Source organism: Blastocatellia bacterium (assembly GCA_035275065.1).
GTDB lineage: Bacteria > Acidobacteriota > Blastocatellia > UBA7656 > UBA7656 > DATENM01.
Map to the genome: position 1 here is coordinate 16,383 of DATENM010000133.1, position 16,151 is coordinate 32,533.

Below are 16,151 nucleotides of genomic sequence, written 5' to 3' on the forward strand. Positions count from 1 at the left end.
ATGCACAAAGTAGTCGCTTTTCTCATTCTGACCAGTGGGATGCTCTCAGCGGATGTGCTCGCCGATCAGCTCAACCTTAAGAACGGTGATCGCCTAAGCGGAACAATCTTGAAATCAGATAAGGAGAGCTTGAGCATCAAATCCGAGCTCGTCGGGGAGGTGAAGGTTCAATGGACAGCCATAGAAGCCATATCCTCAGATCAGCCTTTGTATATCACCTTGAAAGATGGGCAGATGATCGTCGGCACGGTAGCGACCATTCAGGGGAGAATCGAGGTTCAGACCACGCAAGCCGGTAAGGTGACAATCTCCAAAGAGGCCATAGAGCTAATAAGGTCAAAGGAAGAACAGGCGGCTTATCAAGCGGAAATAGATCGCCTGCGCCATCCAAAGCTCAGTGACTTCTGGAGCGGATTGGTTGATGCGGGACTGAGCGTAACCCGCGGCAATGCGGATACGACGACCTTCAGTCTTAGTATGCAGGCGGCGCGTACGACACCGAGGGATAGACTGAGCGTGTATGCCGCGTCGCTTCTTGCTAAGAACAAAGACAAGACGACCGATGAGACGGTGACGATTGCAAAAGCGCTCCGTGGCGGTCTTCGTTATGATTTCAATTTAAGTGAGCGACTCTTCGCTTTCGCCCTAACAGACCTTGAGCATGACAAATTCCAACAACTTGACCTGCGCCTCGTCTTGGGGGGTGGCCTCGGATTTCATGCTAAGAAGACAGAGAGGACAAGGGTTGATTTATTCGGCGGGGGCTCATTAAACCAGGAATATTTCTCTACGGGGCTTAGCCGGAAATCAGGAGAAATCCTGATGGGCGAAGAACTCTCACATAAGCTGTCGAAGAGCACCTCCTTGAGTGAAAGGTTAGTCTTCTATCCTAATCTGAGTGAGGGCGGAGAATATCGAACGACATTTGACGCGGCCGCGGTGACCAGGCTGGGCCGTTCATTGAGCTGGCAGATTACATTGAGTGACCGGTATCTGAGCAACCCGATTCCTGGAATCAAGAAGAATGACCTACTGCTTACGACCGGCATCCGCTTGACCTTTGGAGGGAAAGCGGTATAAGCAAGTTCAGTTCAGCCGCTTCTTGAGACCCTTAATGCCTTCAGCGGCTCCGCCGGCTGGCATACAGTTTTGCCTAGACGCGAAAAAGTCTGACCGGAAAACGTTAAAATCCCGCTGAAAACGGCCCTAAAGTGCCTCCAACGGTACTAGACGGAAAAGCTAGGCGAAGGATTCATAACCCCAAGGTCATTGCGGTGGCGCAGCCATAGAAGGGATTTTCATGGCGTAATCAGCAGAAGGAAATTAAGGATGTTGATAGGTAACGCAAACCTCTCCCTCAAGCGAAAACGTTCTGATAAGGCACCTTAATTCTTCTTCCGCCACACCGCGTAGTCCGGACCGTCGAGCGCCACTTCCCAGCCGTTGCCGGGCGACCACAATGATGGCGCAACAGGCCAGCTACTTCGCTGCTACAGGATCATTGCCCCACCAGTACTGCTTTTCGAGTTTCTTTTGCACCGGCCAGACTTGATCGAGCGTGTCGCCCTCGAATAGCTCGCCGTTCTTCATCACGTAGCGGATCGAATCCGTGTTATGGATGTCCTTCAGCGGGTCTTTATCGAGGACGATCAGATCGGCCAGCTTACCCGCCTCCAGCGAGCCGAGGTCTTGCTGTAGGCCGAGGGCCTCGGCGCCGAAGATCGTCGCCGACCGCAGCGCTTCAAACGGCGTCAGCCCGCCCGATTGCAGGTTCCAAATCTCCCAATGGCAGCCGAGCCCTTGGAGCTGTCCGTGCCCGCCGAGACAGACCCGCCCGCCGGCATGCACAACCCTGGCGGCGCTTTCGGCGATGCCTTTGTGGCCATACTCTTCGGGCATAAACCACTGGCGGCGGCGCCTGACCATGGTGTCGAGCAATTCGTGTGGGATATACCGTCGCAGCTTCGCGTTCCCATGCACGTCAGTCGTCTCGAAGTAGTAATTCTCGCTCCACGGCGCGCCGTAGGCTACCAGTATCGTCGGCGTGTAGAACGTCTTCGTCCTGGCGACGAACTGCGCGACGTCGTTATACAGCGGGTGGATCGGCAGCGCATGTTCATTGCCCGAAAGCCCGTCGGCCATCAACGACAGGTCGAGCTTCATGTCCAGGCCGCCTTCTGAGGTGGGCGTGATGCCGAGCTCCTTGCAAGCCATCGCCACCCACTGCCGCACGATCCGGTCGCCGGTCATGTAATTCTTCAGTGTGTCTGTGCGGTAAGCCTCCTTATACCGCTTGATGAAATGGCGCACCGCTTCGCGGCTATCAAGGCCGGAGCTTGCGAAGACGCCCGGCCCTGTCGAGTAGACGCGCGGGCCGATGATCTCGCCCGTGTCTACCAGATCGGTGTAGGCGAACACGTCGTTGGTCGAGCTCTGCGGGTCGCGCGTCGTGGTCACGCCATAAGCCAGATTCGCCAGGTACTGCCACACCTGTGTCTGGTGAACGCCGCGCGGCGGCCACATGTGCGCGTGAACGTCGACGAAGCCGGGGATGATGGTTTTGCCGGTCACGTCAATCACCTTCGCGCCCGCAGGCACTTGCACCATGCCTTTAGGGCCGACCGCCGCGATGCGATTATCGGTGATGACGACATCGCCGCGCTCGATGATCTCGTCGCCCTTCATCGTGATGATCCGCGCGCCGGTCAGCAGGACCGTGCCTTTGGGCCGTGCGCGTTGCGACTCGACGACGATATCCGTCACTTCGGGCGCTTCGGCGGACAGGCTCTGGCGGTAAAGCTTCGTGCCCCATGCCCAGACGACTGCTTTCCCGTCCGCGGACCATGAAAGGTAATCGCCGCCTTCCGCCGACATCTTCTTTACAGGGAGAGATGACGGGCCGCTCGCAGTGATGTTCAGGTTGACCGTCTCTTTGCCGGCCCTCGGGATCATCACGAGGTAGTGCCGGTTTTGCAGGTTCACGAAGGCTTGCTGCCCATCCGGAGAGAGGCGGATTGCGTCGGCGTTAGGCGGGAACGGGCCTGGGGCGCTGCCGGTAATCTTCACACGCGTGCGGCGGTCATAGCCATCCAGTCGCACAGAAGCCAGGCCGCTGTTAGTCGTCAGGTAGACCCGCGTCGGGTCGTTGGTGAAATGCGGATAGCGACCGCCCTGCGCCGAGCCGATCAATGTCGAATCGCCACCCGCCGCCGGAATCCACCTGAGATCGAGTACGGCAGACCCGCCGATGCCTGTGATCTCGCCGCCCGCTTTGTGCAGGTCGCTCTCGTAGGGGATGTCCGGCTCTTGCTCTCGCAGGTCTGCGTAGAGCTGGTCGTCGGTCGCGCCCGACAGGTAGACGATCTTCGAGCCGTCGGGCGAGTAGATGGGGTAAGAGTAGAAGGCCGCGCGGCGCGACAGCCGTTCGGGCGGCGCGCTGCCGTCGGCGGCGACGCGTTGGATCTGCCCGCCGTCAGCGGCCCACGTCACATAAACGATGTGGCGGCCATCGGGCGACCAGGACGGCATGAATTCGCCTGCCGCAGCGTTCGTCAGCCGCTTCGGCGTGCCCGATGGCAGGTCCATAATCCAGAGCTTATTGAGCGAGCTGAAGACAACGCGGCGGCCATCGGGTGACAGCGCCGGCCAGCGGATCAAACGGGCGCGCACCACCGGCCCATCTTCGACGCGGTAGTTGGAGTGGATGCGCGGGGCGACTTCGGCCTCGACCTTCGCGGTGAAGGGGATCACCGCCGCCTGGCCGGTCGCGAAATCGACGCGGCGAATCTTGCCACCGATGGGCACGATCAGCGATTTGCCATCCGGCATGAAGGCGTAACCGGGCATCGTGTCGCGCGTCGCGCGTGCTTCCTGGTCGTCGCGCGTCACTTGATCGGTGAGCCATCGCTCTTCGCCCGTTTCCAGATCACGTACACGCAGCGCCGTGCCTGTCTCGTAGCGCGTCGCGTAGACGAGGTGCTTGCCATCGGGCGATAACAGCGGGCGCATGGCGCTCCCCTGCGCGCTGGTGATGGTAGAGGTTTCGCTGGTGTCGCGATCAAACCGCGTGATCTGCCAGATCGGGAAGGCGGCGTTGTAAGTGAATGCCCCTGTGCGCGCCGCGTAATAGAAGTAGCGGCCATCGGGCGAAGCCACGGCGCCCATACGGTTGAGGCGCGGGCGGGCCGGTTCGTCCGACCCGGGCTGCGGCAGCGGCGGGTCGGGCGGGCCGACCTGCATGCCTGAGCCGCCTTCCCGGTTGTATATCCAGACCGCGTAGGTCCCTATCGCATCGCTGGACCTGGAGACGATGATGTACTGGCCGTCGGCGGTCCACGACGGAGAGACGAACGATTGGTTGCGGCCTTTAGTTATTGCCTTCGGGTTCGCGCCATCGGCGTCCGCCACCCAGACGTTTTCCGCGCCGCTGCGGTCGCTCAGGTAAACGATCTTCGAGCCGTCGGGCGAAAACCTCGGCTGGCTCTCAAAAGAGATGTCGCCAATGATGCGCCGCGCTTCGCCGCCGGCCACCGCCACCGTGTAGATGTCGCCGAGCAGGTCAAAGACAATCGTCTTGCCATCCGGCGCGACGTCGAGCGACATCCAGGTGCCTTCGTCGGTCGTGAACTCGATCTTCTCCGTCGCTTTGAGCGGCAGCCCTTCCTCCGTCTTGTCGCCTTTCTTTTCGTCTTGTTTCTCATCCTGCGCCAGGGCCGTCAGCGGCAGACAAACAGCAAGCAGCAGAACGAGCAGCCTCCGCGTGCGCGTCGAGCGAATCATGATGAACCCTCCTTTATTTGAGCCAGGTGGAACTTCCCTGAGATGGGACAAGACTATAGTAGAAATCGCCGGATAATTCCATAGACACTGCCACCGCCGCAGGGTCTATTCATTCTCCGGACTTGAACCGCCAAGACGCCAAGGACGCCAAGAGAACACAGAGCTTTTCTTGGCGGTCTTGGCGTCTTGGCGGTTTATATCCCCATGGTTATTCGAGAATGAATAGGCCCTGGCCACCGCCGCCGGCTTCGCTTACCTCGCGTCCACGCGCGGAGACGGCGTCCCTGCCGGTGCCAGGCCGTTACCTGAAGGATTTCCCGCACGGGGGAATTAGAACAGTATGGTGAAGCGTGTGGGCCCGCCCGGCGGGCCGTCGAGAGTGAACTCGAAGTGGTGGGCGGCGAGAATCTCCTGCACGAGCGTGAGCCCGACCCCCTGGCCGTTTTCCTTGGTCGTAAAAAAAGGGGCAAACAGGTTCGCCCGGACTTCGGGAGCGATCCCGCAGCCTGTGTCCTCGACCGTCACGAACGGCCTGTGCTGCCATACTCCCATCCGGATTGTAATCGTACCTGCCTCGCCTATCGCCTCAACCGCGTTCTTGACCACGTTGAGGAAGACCTGCTCCATCTGCGCCACGTCGAGCCGCACTGGCGGCAGGGCGCGCTCGACGTCCCAGGCCCATGCGATCCGGCGCCGTTCGCGGTCCGCCCGCGTCAGAACCTCAACTCCTTCAAGCAGACGCCGAAGCTCTGCCGGCTGGGGCCGGGGTGGCGGCAGGCGCACGACATCCGCAAACCCCCGCATGAATATCCCGAGCTGGTCCGTCCGCGAGATCGCCACCGCAATCGCCGTCTCGAAATCCGCGCGGTCCTCCCCCGAAAGCTGCGCCGCATAGGTCATGCACGAGTGCAGGAGGGAATTGACCGAGCCGACCGAATTGTTCACCTCATGCGACATCATTCGGATCAGCTTCTCGTAGGCGGACTTCTCCGATTGCCGTAACTCTTCGGTCAGCTCCTCCATAAGAAAGAATGCGCGGGGAAAGCCGCGGTCCGCGAATTCGGACCGGGTACACTTGAGACGCCGTCGCCCGCCGAAGGGGACTACACGCGACTCGCCCGTCCGGAGATCGAGAAGGGCGCCCGCAATCGCTCCCCCCGTCTCCGCGAGTTTCCGCCCGATCAGCTCCTGGGCCGGCTCGCCGAGCATGCGAGCCGCGCTCGGATTCACCATCGCCACATGGCCATCGAGGTCGAGCGTGATGATCCCAGAGGGCGAGGCCGTCAGGACTCGGTCGAGAAAAAAATGCTGTTCTTGCAATCTGGTGCGCTCCTCGCGTAAATGGTCAATCATTCGATTGTAGACGTGGATCAGCTCATCCATCTCGGGCTGGCCGACCTCGCGAAATCTCGACGTGAAGTCTTGGTCGGAGATGGTCTGGACGGCGGACCGGATCAGGTCGAGGCTTCCGAAAAAGGCCGAAACGAGCCGCGCCCCCCACACGAGCGATACAACAAAGATCGCCTCGACGACGAAGAGCCATAGCGCGTCGCGACGGATCAGGATCGCCGCCAGGACGGCGAAAGGCAGGTGCATCAGCACAAGGTACAGGATGAACTTGCGCCGCAGCCTCACTCTTTGATCCCGTGCTTTTCGAACCGCCGGTAGAGCGCCGCCCGGCTCAGACCGAGCGCCTCGGCCACCCGGCTGATGTTGCCCTGATAGTACTCCATGGTCTTGAGAATCATCAGTCGCTCCATCTCGTCTATGGTCATGGCGCCGACGTCCGGCAGGCCGCCGCGGCGCTCGGCTGTGCCTTCCATCTCGGCGAGCAGTTGGAAATCCGACGCCTGTAGCCGGTCGTGGCCGCTGACCAGGACCGTCCGCTCGATGGTGTGCCGCAGCTGGCGCACATTGCCCGGCCAGGGCTGCGCCCGGAGCCATTTCAGCGCCGCCTCGTCAACCGACAGGTCGGGGCGGCCGTAGACCCGCCCTAGGGTTTCAAGCACCCGCGCGGCAATCACCTGAATGTCCCCCGGCCGCTCGCGCAGCGGCGGCAGGTGGATGGTAATCAGGTTCAGCCGATAGAGCAGGTCCTCGCGAAACTCGCCGTGCTCGACCATCTCGGCCAGGTTGCGATTGGTGGCCGAGAGGACGCGCACGTCAACCGTGCGGGTCTGGCTCGATCCCAGAACTTCGTAGGTGCGGTCCTGCAAAACCCGCAGCATCTTGACCTGCGAGGCGGCGTCGAGATCACCGATCTCGTCTAGGAAGATCGTTCCTCCGCCGGCCACCTCGAAACGGCCCTTGCGCGACTGCCGCGCGTCTGTAAAGGCGCCGCGCACGTGCCCGAACATCTCGCTCTCGAAGAGCGAAGACGAGATGCCGCCGAGATTGACCTTGACGAAGGGGCCGTTACGCCGGCGGCTGTTGCGATGGATGGCCTCGGCGACGATCTCCTTGCCGGTTCCACTCTCGCCTGTGATCAGGACCGAGGCGTCAGTCGCCGCCACGCGCCCGGCTACGTCGAGAACTTTAAGGAGCTTGGGGTCGTTGCCCGCGACCGAATCGAAGTCGTAAAGCGCATCAACGGATTCGCGCGTGAGGGCGCCCTGCGGGCGGGCGCTGGCGGCGGCGAGACCGAGGGCGGTCTCGACCGAGGCGAGCAGGTGCTGATTGTTCCAGGGTTTGGTGACGAAGTCGGACGCCCCCGCCTGCATCCCTCGAACGGCAAGAGCAATCGATCCCCAGGCGGTGATCAGGACGACCGGCATCGCTGGCCATCGCGCCTTGATCCGCGCGAGCAGATCGAGCCCCTCTTCGCCCGTCGTCTTGCGCGAGAAGTTCATGTCTTGCAGGACCAGGGCAACGCGCTCGGCTTCGAGCGCCGAGAGCGCCTCGGCAGGCGAGGTCACGGCGCGCGAGCGGTAGCCGGCCTGCTTGAGCAGCAGGGCCAGCGACGCCCCCACCGAGCGGTCATCATCAACGATCAGGATGGTCTCGCGCATGGTGATCTCGATAATCATACCGTGGGAGATGGCGAACGGGAATCGATGGATTGAGCATGGAGCAATCTCATGCCCGATCCTCCGGCACCTCGTCCCTCTCCTTTATTCATAATGGAGCGCCTCGGCCGGGTGTATGCGCGTCGCGAGCAGACTGGGATAGAGCCCGCAGAGGATCGTCAGCAGGTAGATCAGCGCGATAGACGCCGCCAGGCTCCCGGCGAAGACCTGCTTATCGATCCACGACGACGCGCCGATCACGAACAGCTGGATGACGATGGCCGAGCCAATCGCCAGCCCGGTCGTCGTGACGAGCGTCAGCTCGCCGAGGATTTGCAGGCAGACACCCCGAGCCGTTGCGCCGTTCGCGCGCCTGAGGCCGATCTCGCCCCGCCGCTGCGTCACGTTCTGCCATAGCACTCCTGTCAGCCCGAGCCCAACCATCAGGATCAGGAAAGCGGCCACCAGACCAGCAATCACCAGCGGCTGGATGATCATGCGCTCGGCCCGCTGCCGCGCCGCTTCGAGCGACTGGATGTCGAAGGTCCAGCCGCGGGCCACGGCCCCGAGCTTCTCTTGCAGCTCGTTTTCAAAGGCCGCGGGGGTTCCGGGCTTGAGCCTGATGATGAAACTCTGGGGCGGCCTGTCTTTCGCCGTTCCCATCTGCTTGCGGTAGAAAAGGTAGTTGTCAGGGGCCTGGAAGACACTGTCCTCGCGATACTCCGAGACGACGCCGACAACGCGGCGGGCGAGCCTGTCCTCCTGGCGAGGACTCATCTCCTTGCCGATTGGCTCTTCGTCGCCGAACAGCTCGCGGGCCATCCGCTGGTTAATCACGACCGGCTCGAAGCTCGCCGTATCGTCGTCCCGCTGGAACCAGCGCCCTCGGACCAGGTCCAGGCGCATGACGTTCGCGAAGTCGTCGGTCACCTCGTTGGCGTCGTGTTCGATATCGTGGCCGTTCGTGTGCGTCATGCCGTGTATCCCCCCAATCGAGAACGGCGCCACCTGAACGCCAGCCACCGCCTCGATCTGGTCGTAGGCCCTGAGCGCGAGAAGCACCTGATCCGAGGTCGCCTTCATCTCGGGCGTCCACACGTCATCGCCCTCGCCCCCCATGTTGACGTCTATGCGCCAGACATGATCGTACTGGAAGCCAAGCGGCTGAACGTAGTTGCGACCGTAGGAGACCGCCAGCGACATGACCAGGAAGAGGACCAGGAATGAGAGAACGATCTCGACCGTAATCAGGAAGTTCGACCGCTTGCGGTTCCAGACAAGCCTGAGCAGGTGTTTGGTCATCGCGATGCCCCCTTAAGTGCCTGGACGGGGTTGAGCCTCGACATCCTCCAGGCCGGATAGACGCCCGAGACCAGGCCGAAGAACAGCGCCAGCCCCATGCCATAGATAAAGACGCGGAAGTTCATGTGCAGGTCGGCATACTGAATCAGATCGTTTGCCGTGATCACCCGCAGGACTCCCCACGCGATCAGAAAGCCGATCAGGCCGCCCACCAACGTCAGGATGACGTTCTCGACCACGAACTGTCCCACCAGAGTCCAGGACGAGGCGCCGAACGCCTTACGCACACCGATCTCCGAAGCGCGCTCCATAATCCGGCTGACGTTGATGTTGACCAGATTGACGGCCGGCAGCAGCATAAACAGCGCCATCCCCAGCATGATGATGCCGATCAAGAAGGCCGGACGGCCGCCGTCGTCGCCGCCGAACATCTGGCGCGAAACCGACTCGAAGTAGGTCTCGGCCCGGCAGACGACCTCGTTGAACTGCGGGTCGGGCACCTCCATCTGGGCGACACGCGAGGCGAACTCGGCCTTGATGGCCGGGAAATCGTCGGAGCTGCGCGCCAGAATGATGGCGTCGAAGCCGCCGAAGATCTGGGTTTTGTAGGCGTCGGATTTCTGCGCGCCGATTGGCGCCCAGACGTCGGAAAACGGCACGAACCGGCCGGCCGAGACGTTGCGCACGACCCCTGCGACACGGAAGCGCTGATTATTGATCTCCAGGGTCTTGCCGACGGCCGGCTGTCCGCCGAAGAGTTTCCCTCGCGTGGCCTCATTGATGACGACCACGGGGTTGGCGTTCCGGTCATCTTCGTCTGTCAATGGGCCGCCCTCTATAAAAGAGAAGTCAAGGATCTTCCAGTAATTGCCGTCCGTGTAGCGGAGATTTAGCGGGACCTTCTCGCCCGTCTGGTACGCGGCCACAGGCGAGCTGGTGCTGAAGACGGAGACGCGCTCGACATCCGGGAGCGTGCGGACGTAGCGGTCGAGGAACAGGTAGCCCGCCGAGCCGCTCTTTGTACCGAGCTTGCCTCTGAGCTTAAAGCTGAAGACGCCCAGCGTCCGGTCAGCCCGGGTCTCGGGCGCCAGCGGCCCGAAAGAGTGGTCGAAGATCGCCGTCACCACCATTAGCACGACGAGCGTGAAGCTGATGGCGAAGAGGCTGATGAAGGTGAAGAACTTGCGCCGCCGCAGCACCTTGAAAGCGATTTTGATGTAGTTCTTGAGCATCAGTTCACCTGCCGGCCGTCGAAGAGGCGGATGGTGCGGCCGGTCTTCTCAGCCTGCCGGGGGTCATGCGTGACCATCACGACCGTCGTCTTGTGGCGCTCGTTGAGCTCCTTGAGGATGTCTATGATCTCGTCGCCCATCTGCGAGTCGAGGTTGCCGGTCGGCTCGTCGGCGAGCAGGATTTTTGGCCCCCCGACGATAGCCCGCGCGATGGCGACGCGCTGCTGCTGCCCGCCCGAGAGCTGCGATGGGAAGTGGTGTACGCGCGAGGAGAGGCCGACCTTGTCGAGTGCCGAGAGCGCGCGCTTGCGGCGCTCCTTGCCAGACATCCGGCGGTAGAGGAGCGGGATCTCGACATTATCGACGACGCGCAGGTCGCTGATCAGGTGGAAGGTCTGGAAGATGAAGCCGATCTCCTCGTTGCGCACATGCGCCAGGTGACGGTCGCCGTAGGAAGTGATGCGCTTGCCGTTAAGCGTGACCTTGCCGCCCGTCGGCACGTCGAGCAGTCCGATGACGTTCAGGAGCGTACTCTTGCCCGAGCCCGACGGCCCCATGATGGATACGAACTCGCCTTCGTCAATGCCAACGTTGACGTTCGAGAGCGCCACCGTCTCGATGCGCTCGGTTCGGTAAACTTTTTCGATGTTCTCAAGCTGAATCATTTTAGGGTTACTTCCTTTGCATACAGGTAGTCGGTCATGTCCGAGATCACGACTTCGTCGCCCTCGACGAGGCCCTCGACGACTTCGTAGGAGTCGAAGCTGGCGACCCCAAGCCGGACGCTCGTCTTAACGAGGCGGTCGCCGCGCACGACGAACACTTCGCGCACGCCCTCGCCCTGAGCGAAGGGGCCCTTGCGGGCGCGAAGGGCCGAGTCCTTGCGGTCGGTGACGATGAGGACTTCGACGCGCAGGTTCGAGCGCAGCAGGCCGCTCGCCTTATCGTCGAGGCTCACGCCCACTGTGATGATGCCGTCCTTGATCGTCGGCAGAATGTTCGAGATCGTTCCCCGCAATTCCCGCTCGTTGACGCGAACCTTCACAGGGAGTCCGACCGCGAGCCGGCCTGCGTGGACATCGGAGATGGTCGCCTCGATGCGGAACGAACTGAGGTCGGCGATCTTGGCGATCACGGCCCCTTTCTGGACGGTCGAGCCCTCCTGCTCGACGACCCACGTGAGGACGCCCTCGCGGTCGGCGCGGGTCGTCGCCAGGTCGAGTTTCCGCTGCACTTCGGCACGCTCCTTCTGGAGCTTCTCCATCTCGAGGCCGAGGCCGTCAATGCGGGCCCGGTTCGTCTGCGCGGCGTTGCGCTTGTCGGCCTCGATTTGCTGGAGCTGGAGCGAGGCGGTTGACTCGTTGAGTTCCGATTGGCGCAGCGCCTCCTCCGATAAGAGGCCCTGTTGGAAGAGCTTGCGGTTCTGGGCCGATTTTGACTTGAAGGACTGGAATTCCAGCCGCTTGATGTCGGACTGAGTTTTGAGGTCCGAGAGCGTCTTGTCGAGCTCAAGCTTCGTCTTAAGCTGGTCGTTGCGCTTGATGGCGATATCCTGATCAAATCGTTCGAGCGCCAGGACGGATTCGCTAACGTCGAGCTGAAGGATAGAGTCGCCTTTCGCGAGAACGGCGCCGGGCCGCTTAAGTACACGGATGATCCGCGCGTCAATCGGCGAGGAGAGGATCTGTTCGAACTCGGGCACCACCGTCCCCGAAGCCGTGATGCTGGCCTCAATCGGCCCACGATCTATGGCAGCCGTGCGAATGCGCGAGCGTGAAACAGAGGGCCGGGCCCACGCCGAGGCCCACACCCATGCGCCCGCGATGACGGCGACGAGGCCGAGCGCCGTCGCCACACGCCGCACAATCTGCCGCCTTCTAACACTCGGATCAATTGTTCGGTCCATAGCGGACCATAGGGCAAACGTGGTGCCGCCAGCGGGCGCGTTTTTCCCCGTATTCGAGTTTCTGACTGTGCGTTCTCGGACACCTTCGTCCGCTTTCGTGAGCCCGGGGCGTTGCTTTCAGCTATTTAAGCCCTTGCGGTGCCTCCGGCGCCGGGCGGCTCGTGGACGACTTTCTGCTTCGCTTCATCGAAAAAGAGCACGCGGCCTTCGCGATACGACTGCACGCTCATGCCGATGGTGACCATCGCCTTATAGGCGGTCAGCGCATCCAGCACAGGCGTCTGCCGCGTCTTGATGCAGCTCAACCAGTTTTCCATGTGTGACTGGCGCGGCTCGGTTTCAATCATCATCTCAATCGTGCCGTATTTGTCTTTGAATTTTTGCTTGGCGATGCGCTGCGGCGTCGCGGTGATGTAATCGACGCGGCCTTCGAACTGGCCGCCCGGCACCATCATGATCGTTCCTTCGTGGCCGCGAATCAGGCCGGGGATGTGCGTGTCGTTGGCCATCGAGGAGCTGAGGACGACCGAATGCCCCTGCGAGTAATCGGCCACCAGCATAAACGTGTCGGGCACTTCGCGCTCATCCTTGAAGACATAAGTTCCGCCGGTGCCGACCACCCGATAAGGGAACTGCGCTTCGCCCCAGCAAATGTTGAGCGGCGCCATGACGTGATAGAAAAGGTCGGTCGCGATGCCCCCCGAATAGTCCCAGTACTTGCGGAAACGGAAAAAGCGGTCGGCGTTGAACGGGCGCTTCGGCGCGGAGCCGAGCCACATCTTCCAGTCGATGAAATCATCCCCTTTGGCGTCCGGCCCGGCGGTTGGATCAATGCGCCAGTTCCACTCGCCTTCCGTCGAGTTGCGATGGTAGGAACCCTGGCTCATTAAGAGCTTGCCGATCATTCCGTCCTGGATTGCCTTGCGCGCCTTCCACCACTGGTCAGAGCTTGTCGTCTGCGAGCCGACTTGCAAGATGCGCCCGGTCTTCTTAACTGTTTCATAAACCACTTTCGCTTCTTCGACGGTGTGCGTCATCGGCTTTTCGAGATAAACATCTTTGCCGCTGTTCAGCGCTTCAATGGCCATTGGCGCATGCCAGTGATCGGGCGTCGCGATGATCACCGCATCAATGTCTTTGCGTTGCAGCAGCTCGCGATAATCCAGATAGCCGTCGCACTTCGCGGTCTCTTTTGCCGATCTCAGCCGCTTGCCGTAGACGTCAGCGACGGCCACGACTGTGGCGGGCGTTGTCTCTTGCTGGCCCGTCTTCATGGCCCATTCCAGAAGGCTGCGCCCGCGCCCACCGACGCCGATCAAGCCGATGTTGATCCGATCATTAGAGCCGAGGATGTGCCCGCGCACCGCCGGGCCAAGCGCGCTTACGGCAAGGCCGGCGCCGACTGCCGTCTTAACAAAATCTCTGCGATTGAATCTATTGTCAGACATGGTCTTCTCCCTCAGGCCGCGGCGACGATTGAGCGCCGCGCCCGTTTGAAGCTTACGCACAAGATGGTTGCCGATGAATCAAGATAGCAGGCGCGTCATTTATGACATATCGAGGTGGTGACTTCAAGCGCCGCCGCAGCCTGTATGCTGGCTTGCCCTGTAGGGATGCGAGAAGAGCGGGAATCAAGGCTGCCAGGCACTGATTAGAACACGGCCGGAGATACCGAGGGGGGATGAAGGGCTTGCCGGACTTCAGCCTGCCGGAAGATGCCGGCAGGCTGAAGTCCTCTTACCTGGCTCAGCTACTGCGTGGGATTGTAGGTGACTTCAGCGGACTCCGTGCCGTCAGAGTTTCGCACCTTCACCTTGTCGCCGAGTTGTACGACTTTGCCGACCTTTTTGCCGATCAGTGTCGTCGGGTCTTGATCATCGTGGATGGTCTTGCGACGCTCGCCGTTGAGATAGATCGCCGAGCCGCTGTCGAAATTTTGGCCGACGACGACGAGGTTCTTGCCCTGCCGAGTGACGCTGATAATGACAGGGACCGGCGGCGCGATGTAGGTGAAGCCCTGCGGCAAGACGCCCGAATCACCGTTGGCGTTGGTGACGGTGACGCTCACCGCGCCCGCCGCGTGAGCCGGCGTAGTGGCGGTGATCTGTGTATCGCTGACGCGGACAACATTGGTGGCAGCAACGCCGCCAATAGTGACGGTTGCGCCGGTCGCGAATTTCGTCCCGGTGATCGTCACGCTGGTGCCGCCATTGGTTGAGCCGGAATTGGGACTGATGCCGGTGATAGTCGGCGCATTCACATTCACCGCCTTGGCCTCGTAGCGGGCGAGCGCAAAATCGGCATCGGCCTGCGCATCCGTCAGCGCCGACATCCACATATACAAAGCCCTGCCGGCCAGAGTCGCAGGCCGTTGTTGCTTACTCGGCGCTGTGAACGACCGCCGCGCAAAGCCCGCCGCTACCACCCGGCCATCCGGCTGGAGCAAAAACCTGCCGGCGTCGCTGGCCCCGAAGAAGTCTGTCCTGACGATGCCGTTGCTGCCAAAGGTCGTATCCAGCGTGCCGTTGGTGTTGTACCTGACCAGCCCGAAATCGGCTCCAGGAGCCTCGGCGCTGTCGTTGACGACCAGGGCCGTCGAAGAGGTCGCACTCATGTAGACTTCACCGCCGGCGACCCCGCCCACCAGGATTTTGCCGTCCGGTTGGATCATCACCGACCCCGCCTGATCGCTGCCTCCAGACCCGACCTGATTGCTGTTACCGGCAAGATCGGTCGTCACCTTGCCGCCGCTCCCGAAAGAAGCATCCAGGCTGCCATTCGGGTTGAATCGGGCAACCGAGAAGTCGAAGAAATGCGGGCTGGCAGCACTCTCGCTCGCCCCCGCGGCAACGATCTTGCCGTCCGGCTGAATGGCAAGTGCCGTAATCGCGTCCTCGCGTCCGTCTGCTGAGCTGTCGGTGTTGAAATCAACATTGACCATTCCGCCGGTTCCGAAGGTGGTGTCGAGCGAGCCGTTCGCCTGATAACGAACCAGCATGAAATCCGAATCGCCTCGCGGCAAAAATGCCAGGCCGCCGGCCAGTATCTTCCCGTCCGGTTGCAAGGCCAGCGCGACGATAGACCCAAAGAGCAACACTTTGGTGTTGACCTTGCCGCCCGCTCCAAATGTCGCATCGAGACTGCCATTCGGCATATAACGCGCGAGCGCAAACTGCACGCCGTTGTCAAAGCCGCTGGTAAAAACGCACTGGCCATTATTATTCTGGCAAGCGGTGCCGCCAACAACGATGCGCCCGTCGCTTTGAATGACTAATGAGGTGGCGACGTCAATGCCGCCGTTGAAATCGGTGACGACTCTGCCGCCGCTGCCGAAAGTCGTGTCGAGCGTGCCATTGGCATTGTAGCGCGCGACGAGAAAGTCAAAGCCGCCATCGGCGAAGGTGGTGCAGCCGCGCCCCGAGTCCGAGCAAGTGCCCCCGGCGACGACGATCTTGCCGTCAGACTGAATCGCCACCGCAACCGCTTGATCGTTGCCGCCGAAGTCTGTGGTCACTTTGCCGCCGGTGCCAAAGCTGGTGTCGAGCGTGCCGTTGGCGTTATAGCGAGACAACGCAAAATCGGCCTGTTGCGCTTCGTTGATTATCGCCGTGCCGGCGACGACAACCTTGCCGTCGGACTGGAGCGCCAGCGCAAAGCCCTGGTCGCGGTTCCCCGCAAAATCGGTCGTGACTTTGCCGCCGGTTCCAAACGTCGCGTCGAGGTCGCCGGGATTAGCGGCCGCCGCATGAACTTTCTGTTGTTGGCTTGCCTCTTTGGCAGATTGTTCAGACCGGCCATGCGCGCTTGTGAAGACCGGCTGCAACAAACCGAAGAATAGACACACGGCAACCAGAGAGATGAAAACACGCGCGGCCTGGGCTGTCCGGCGGCGGGCCGATCTTTGAACATGCTCGATCATGATATGCG

Annotated in this window: 10 protein-coding genes; 1 reads left to right on the plus strand and 9 read right to left on the minus strand. The window is 61.4% G+C overall.

The genetic code is table 11. The features are described from left to right. Window positions 1-1,080 carry a DUF481 domain-containing protein gene (locus VJ464_24715; GenBank protein HKQ08346.1) on the plus strand — a complete coding sequence of 360 codons (1,080 nt, stop codon included), beginning with the start codon at window positions 1-3 and terminating at the stop codon, window positions 1,078-1,080. A gap of 399 nt (window positions 1,081-1,479) precedes the next feature. Here VJ464_24715 and VJ464_24720 read toward each other — a convergent pair whose 3' ends face one another. From VJ464_24720 to VJ464_24760, 9 genes are all read right to left on the minus strand, one after another. Next, window positions 1,480-4,779: an amidohydrolase family protein gene (locus VJ464_24720; GenBank protein HKQ08347.1), complete on the minus strand. Its 3,300-nt coding sequence runs from the start codon at window positions 4,777-4,779 to the stop codon at window positions 1,480-1,482. Window positions 4,780-5,109: 330 nt separating this feature from the next. Next, window positions 5,110-6,414: an ATP-binding protein gene (locus VJ464_24725; GenBank protein ID HKQ08348.1), complete on the minus strand. Its 1,305-nt coding sequence runs from the start codon at window positions 6,412-6,414 to the stop codon at window positions 5,110-5,112. Beyond that, on the minus strand, window positions 6,411-7,787 hold the full coding sequence (locus VJ464_24730; protein ID HKQ08349.1) for a sigma-54 dependent transcriptional regulator: 1,377 nt from the start codon (window positions 7,785-7,787) through the stop codon (window positions 6,411-6,413). Before VJ464_24730 ends, VJ464_24725 begins: the two co-directional genes overlap by 4 nt. A 102-nt stretch (window positions 7,788-7,889) precedes the next feature. Beyond that, window positions 7,890-9,086: an ABC transporter permease gene (locus VJ464_24735; GenBank protein ID HKQ08350.1), complete on the minus strand. Its 1,197-nt coding sequence runs from the start codon at window positions 9,084-9,086 to the stop codon at window positions 7,890-7,892. Beyond that, window positions 9,083-10,318 (minus strand): ABC transporter permease, encoded by a 1,236-nt coding sequence (locus VJ464_24740; protein HKQ08351.1) that lies wholly within the window; start codon window positions 10,316-10,318, stop codon window positions 9,083-9,085. Before VJ464_24740 ends, VJ464_24735 begins: the two co-directional genes overlap by 4 nt. Continuing rightward, a complete protein-coding gene (locus tag VJ464_24745) occupies window positions 10,318-10,983 on the minus strand; it encodes an ABC transporter ATP-binding protein (protein ID HKQ08352.1) in 666 nt (221 codons plus the stop codon). The genes VJ464_24740 and VJ464_24745 overlap by 1 nt, the downstream gene beginning before the upstream one ends. Continuing rightward, entirely contained in the window at window positions 10,980-12,224 is a 1,245-nt protein-coding gene (locus VJ464_24750) for an HlyD family efflux transporter periplasmic adaptor subunit (protein ID HKQ08353.1), read from the minus strand. Before VJ464_24750 ends, VJ464_24745 begins: the two co-directional genes overlap by 4 nt. Window positions 12,225-12,349: 125 nt before the next feature. Then, window positions 12,350-13,672 (minus strand): Gfo/Idh/MocA family oxidoreductase, encoded by a 1,323-nt coding sequence (locus tag VJ464_24755; GenBank protein HKQ08354.1) that lies wholly within the window; start codon window positions 13,670-13,672, stop codon window positions 12,350-12,352. Window positions 13,673-13,974: 302 nt separating this feature from the next. Then, a complete protein-coding gene (locus VJ464_24760; GenBank protein HKQ08355.1) occupies window positions 13,975-16,143 on the minus strand; it encodes an IPT/TIG domain-containing protein in 2,169 nt (722 codons plus the stop codon). Window positions 16,144-16,151: the final 8 nt, after the last annotated feature.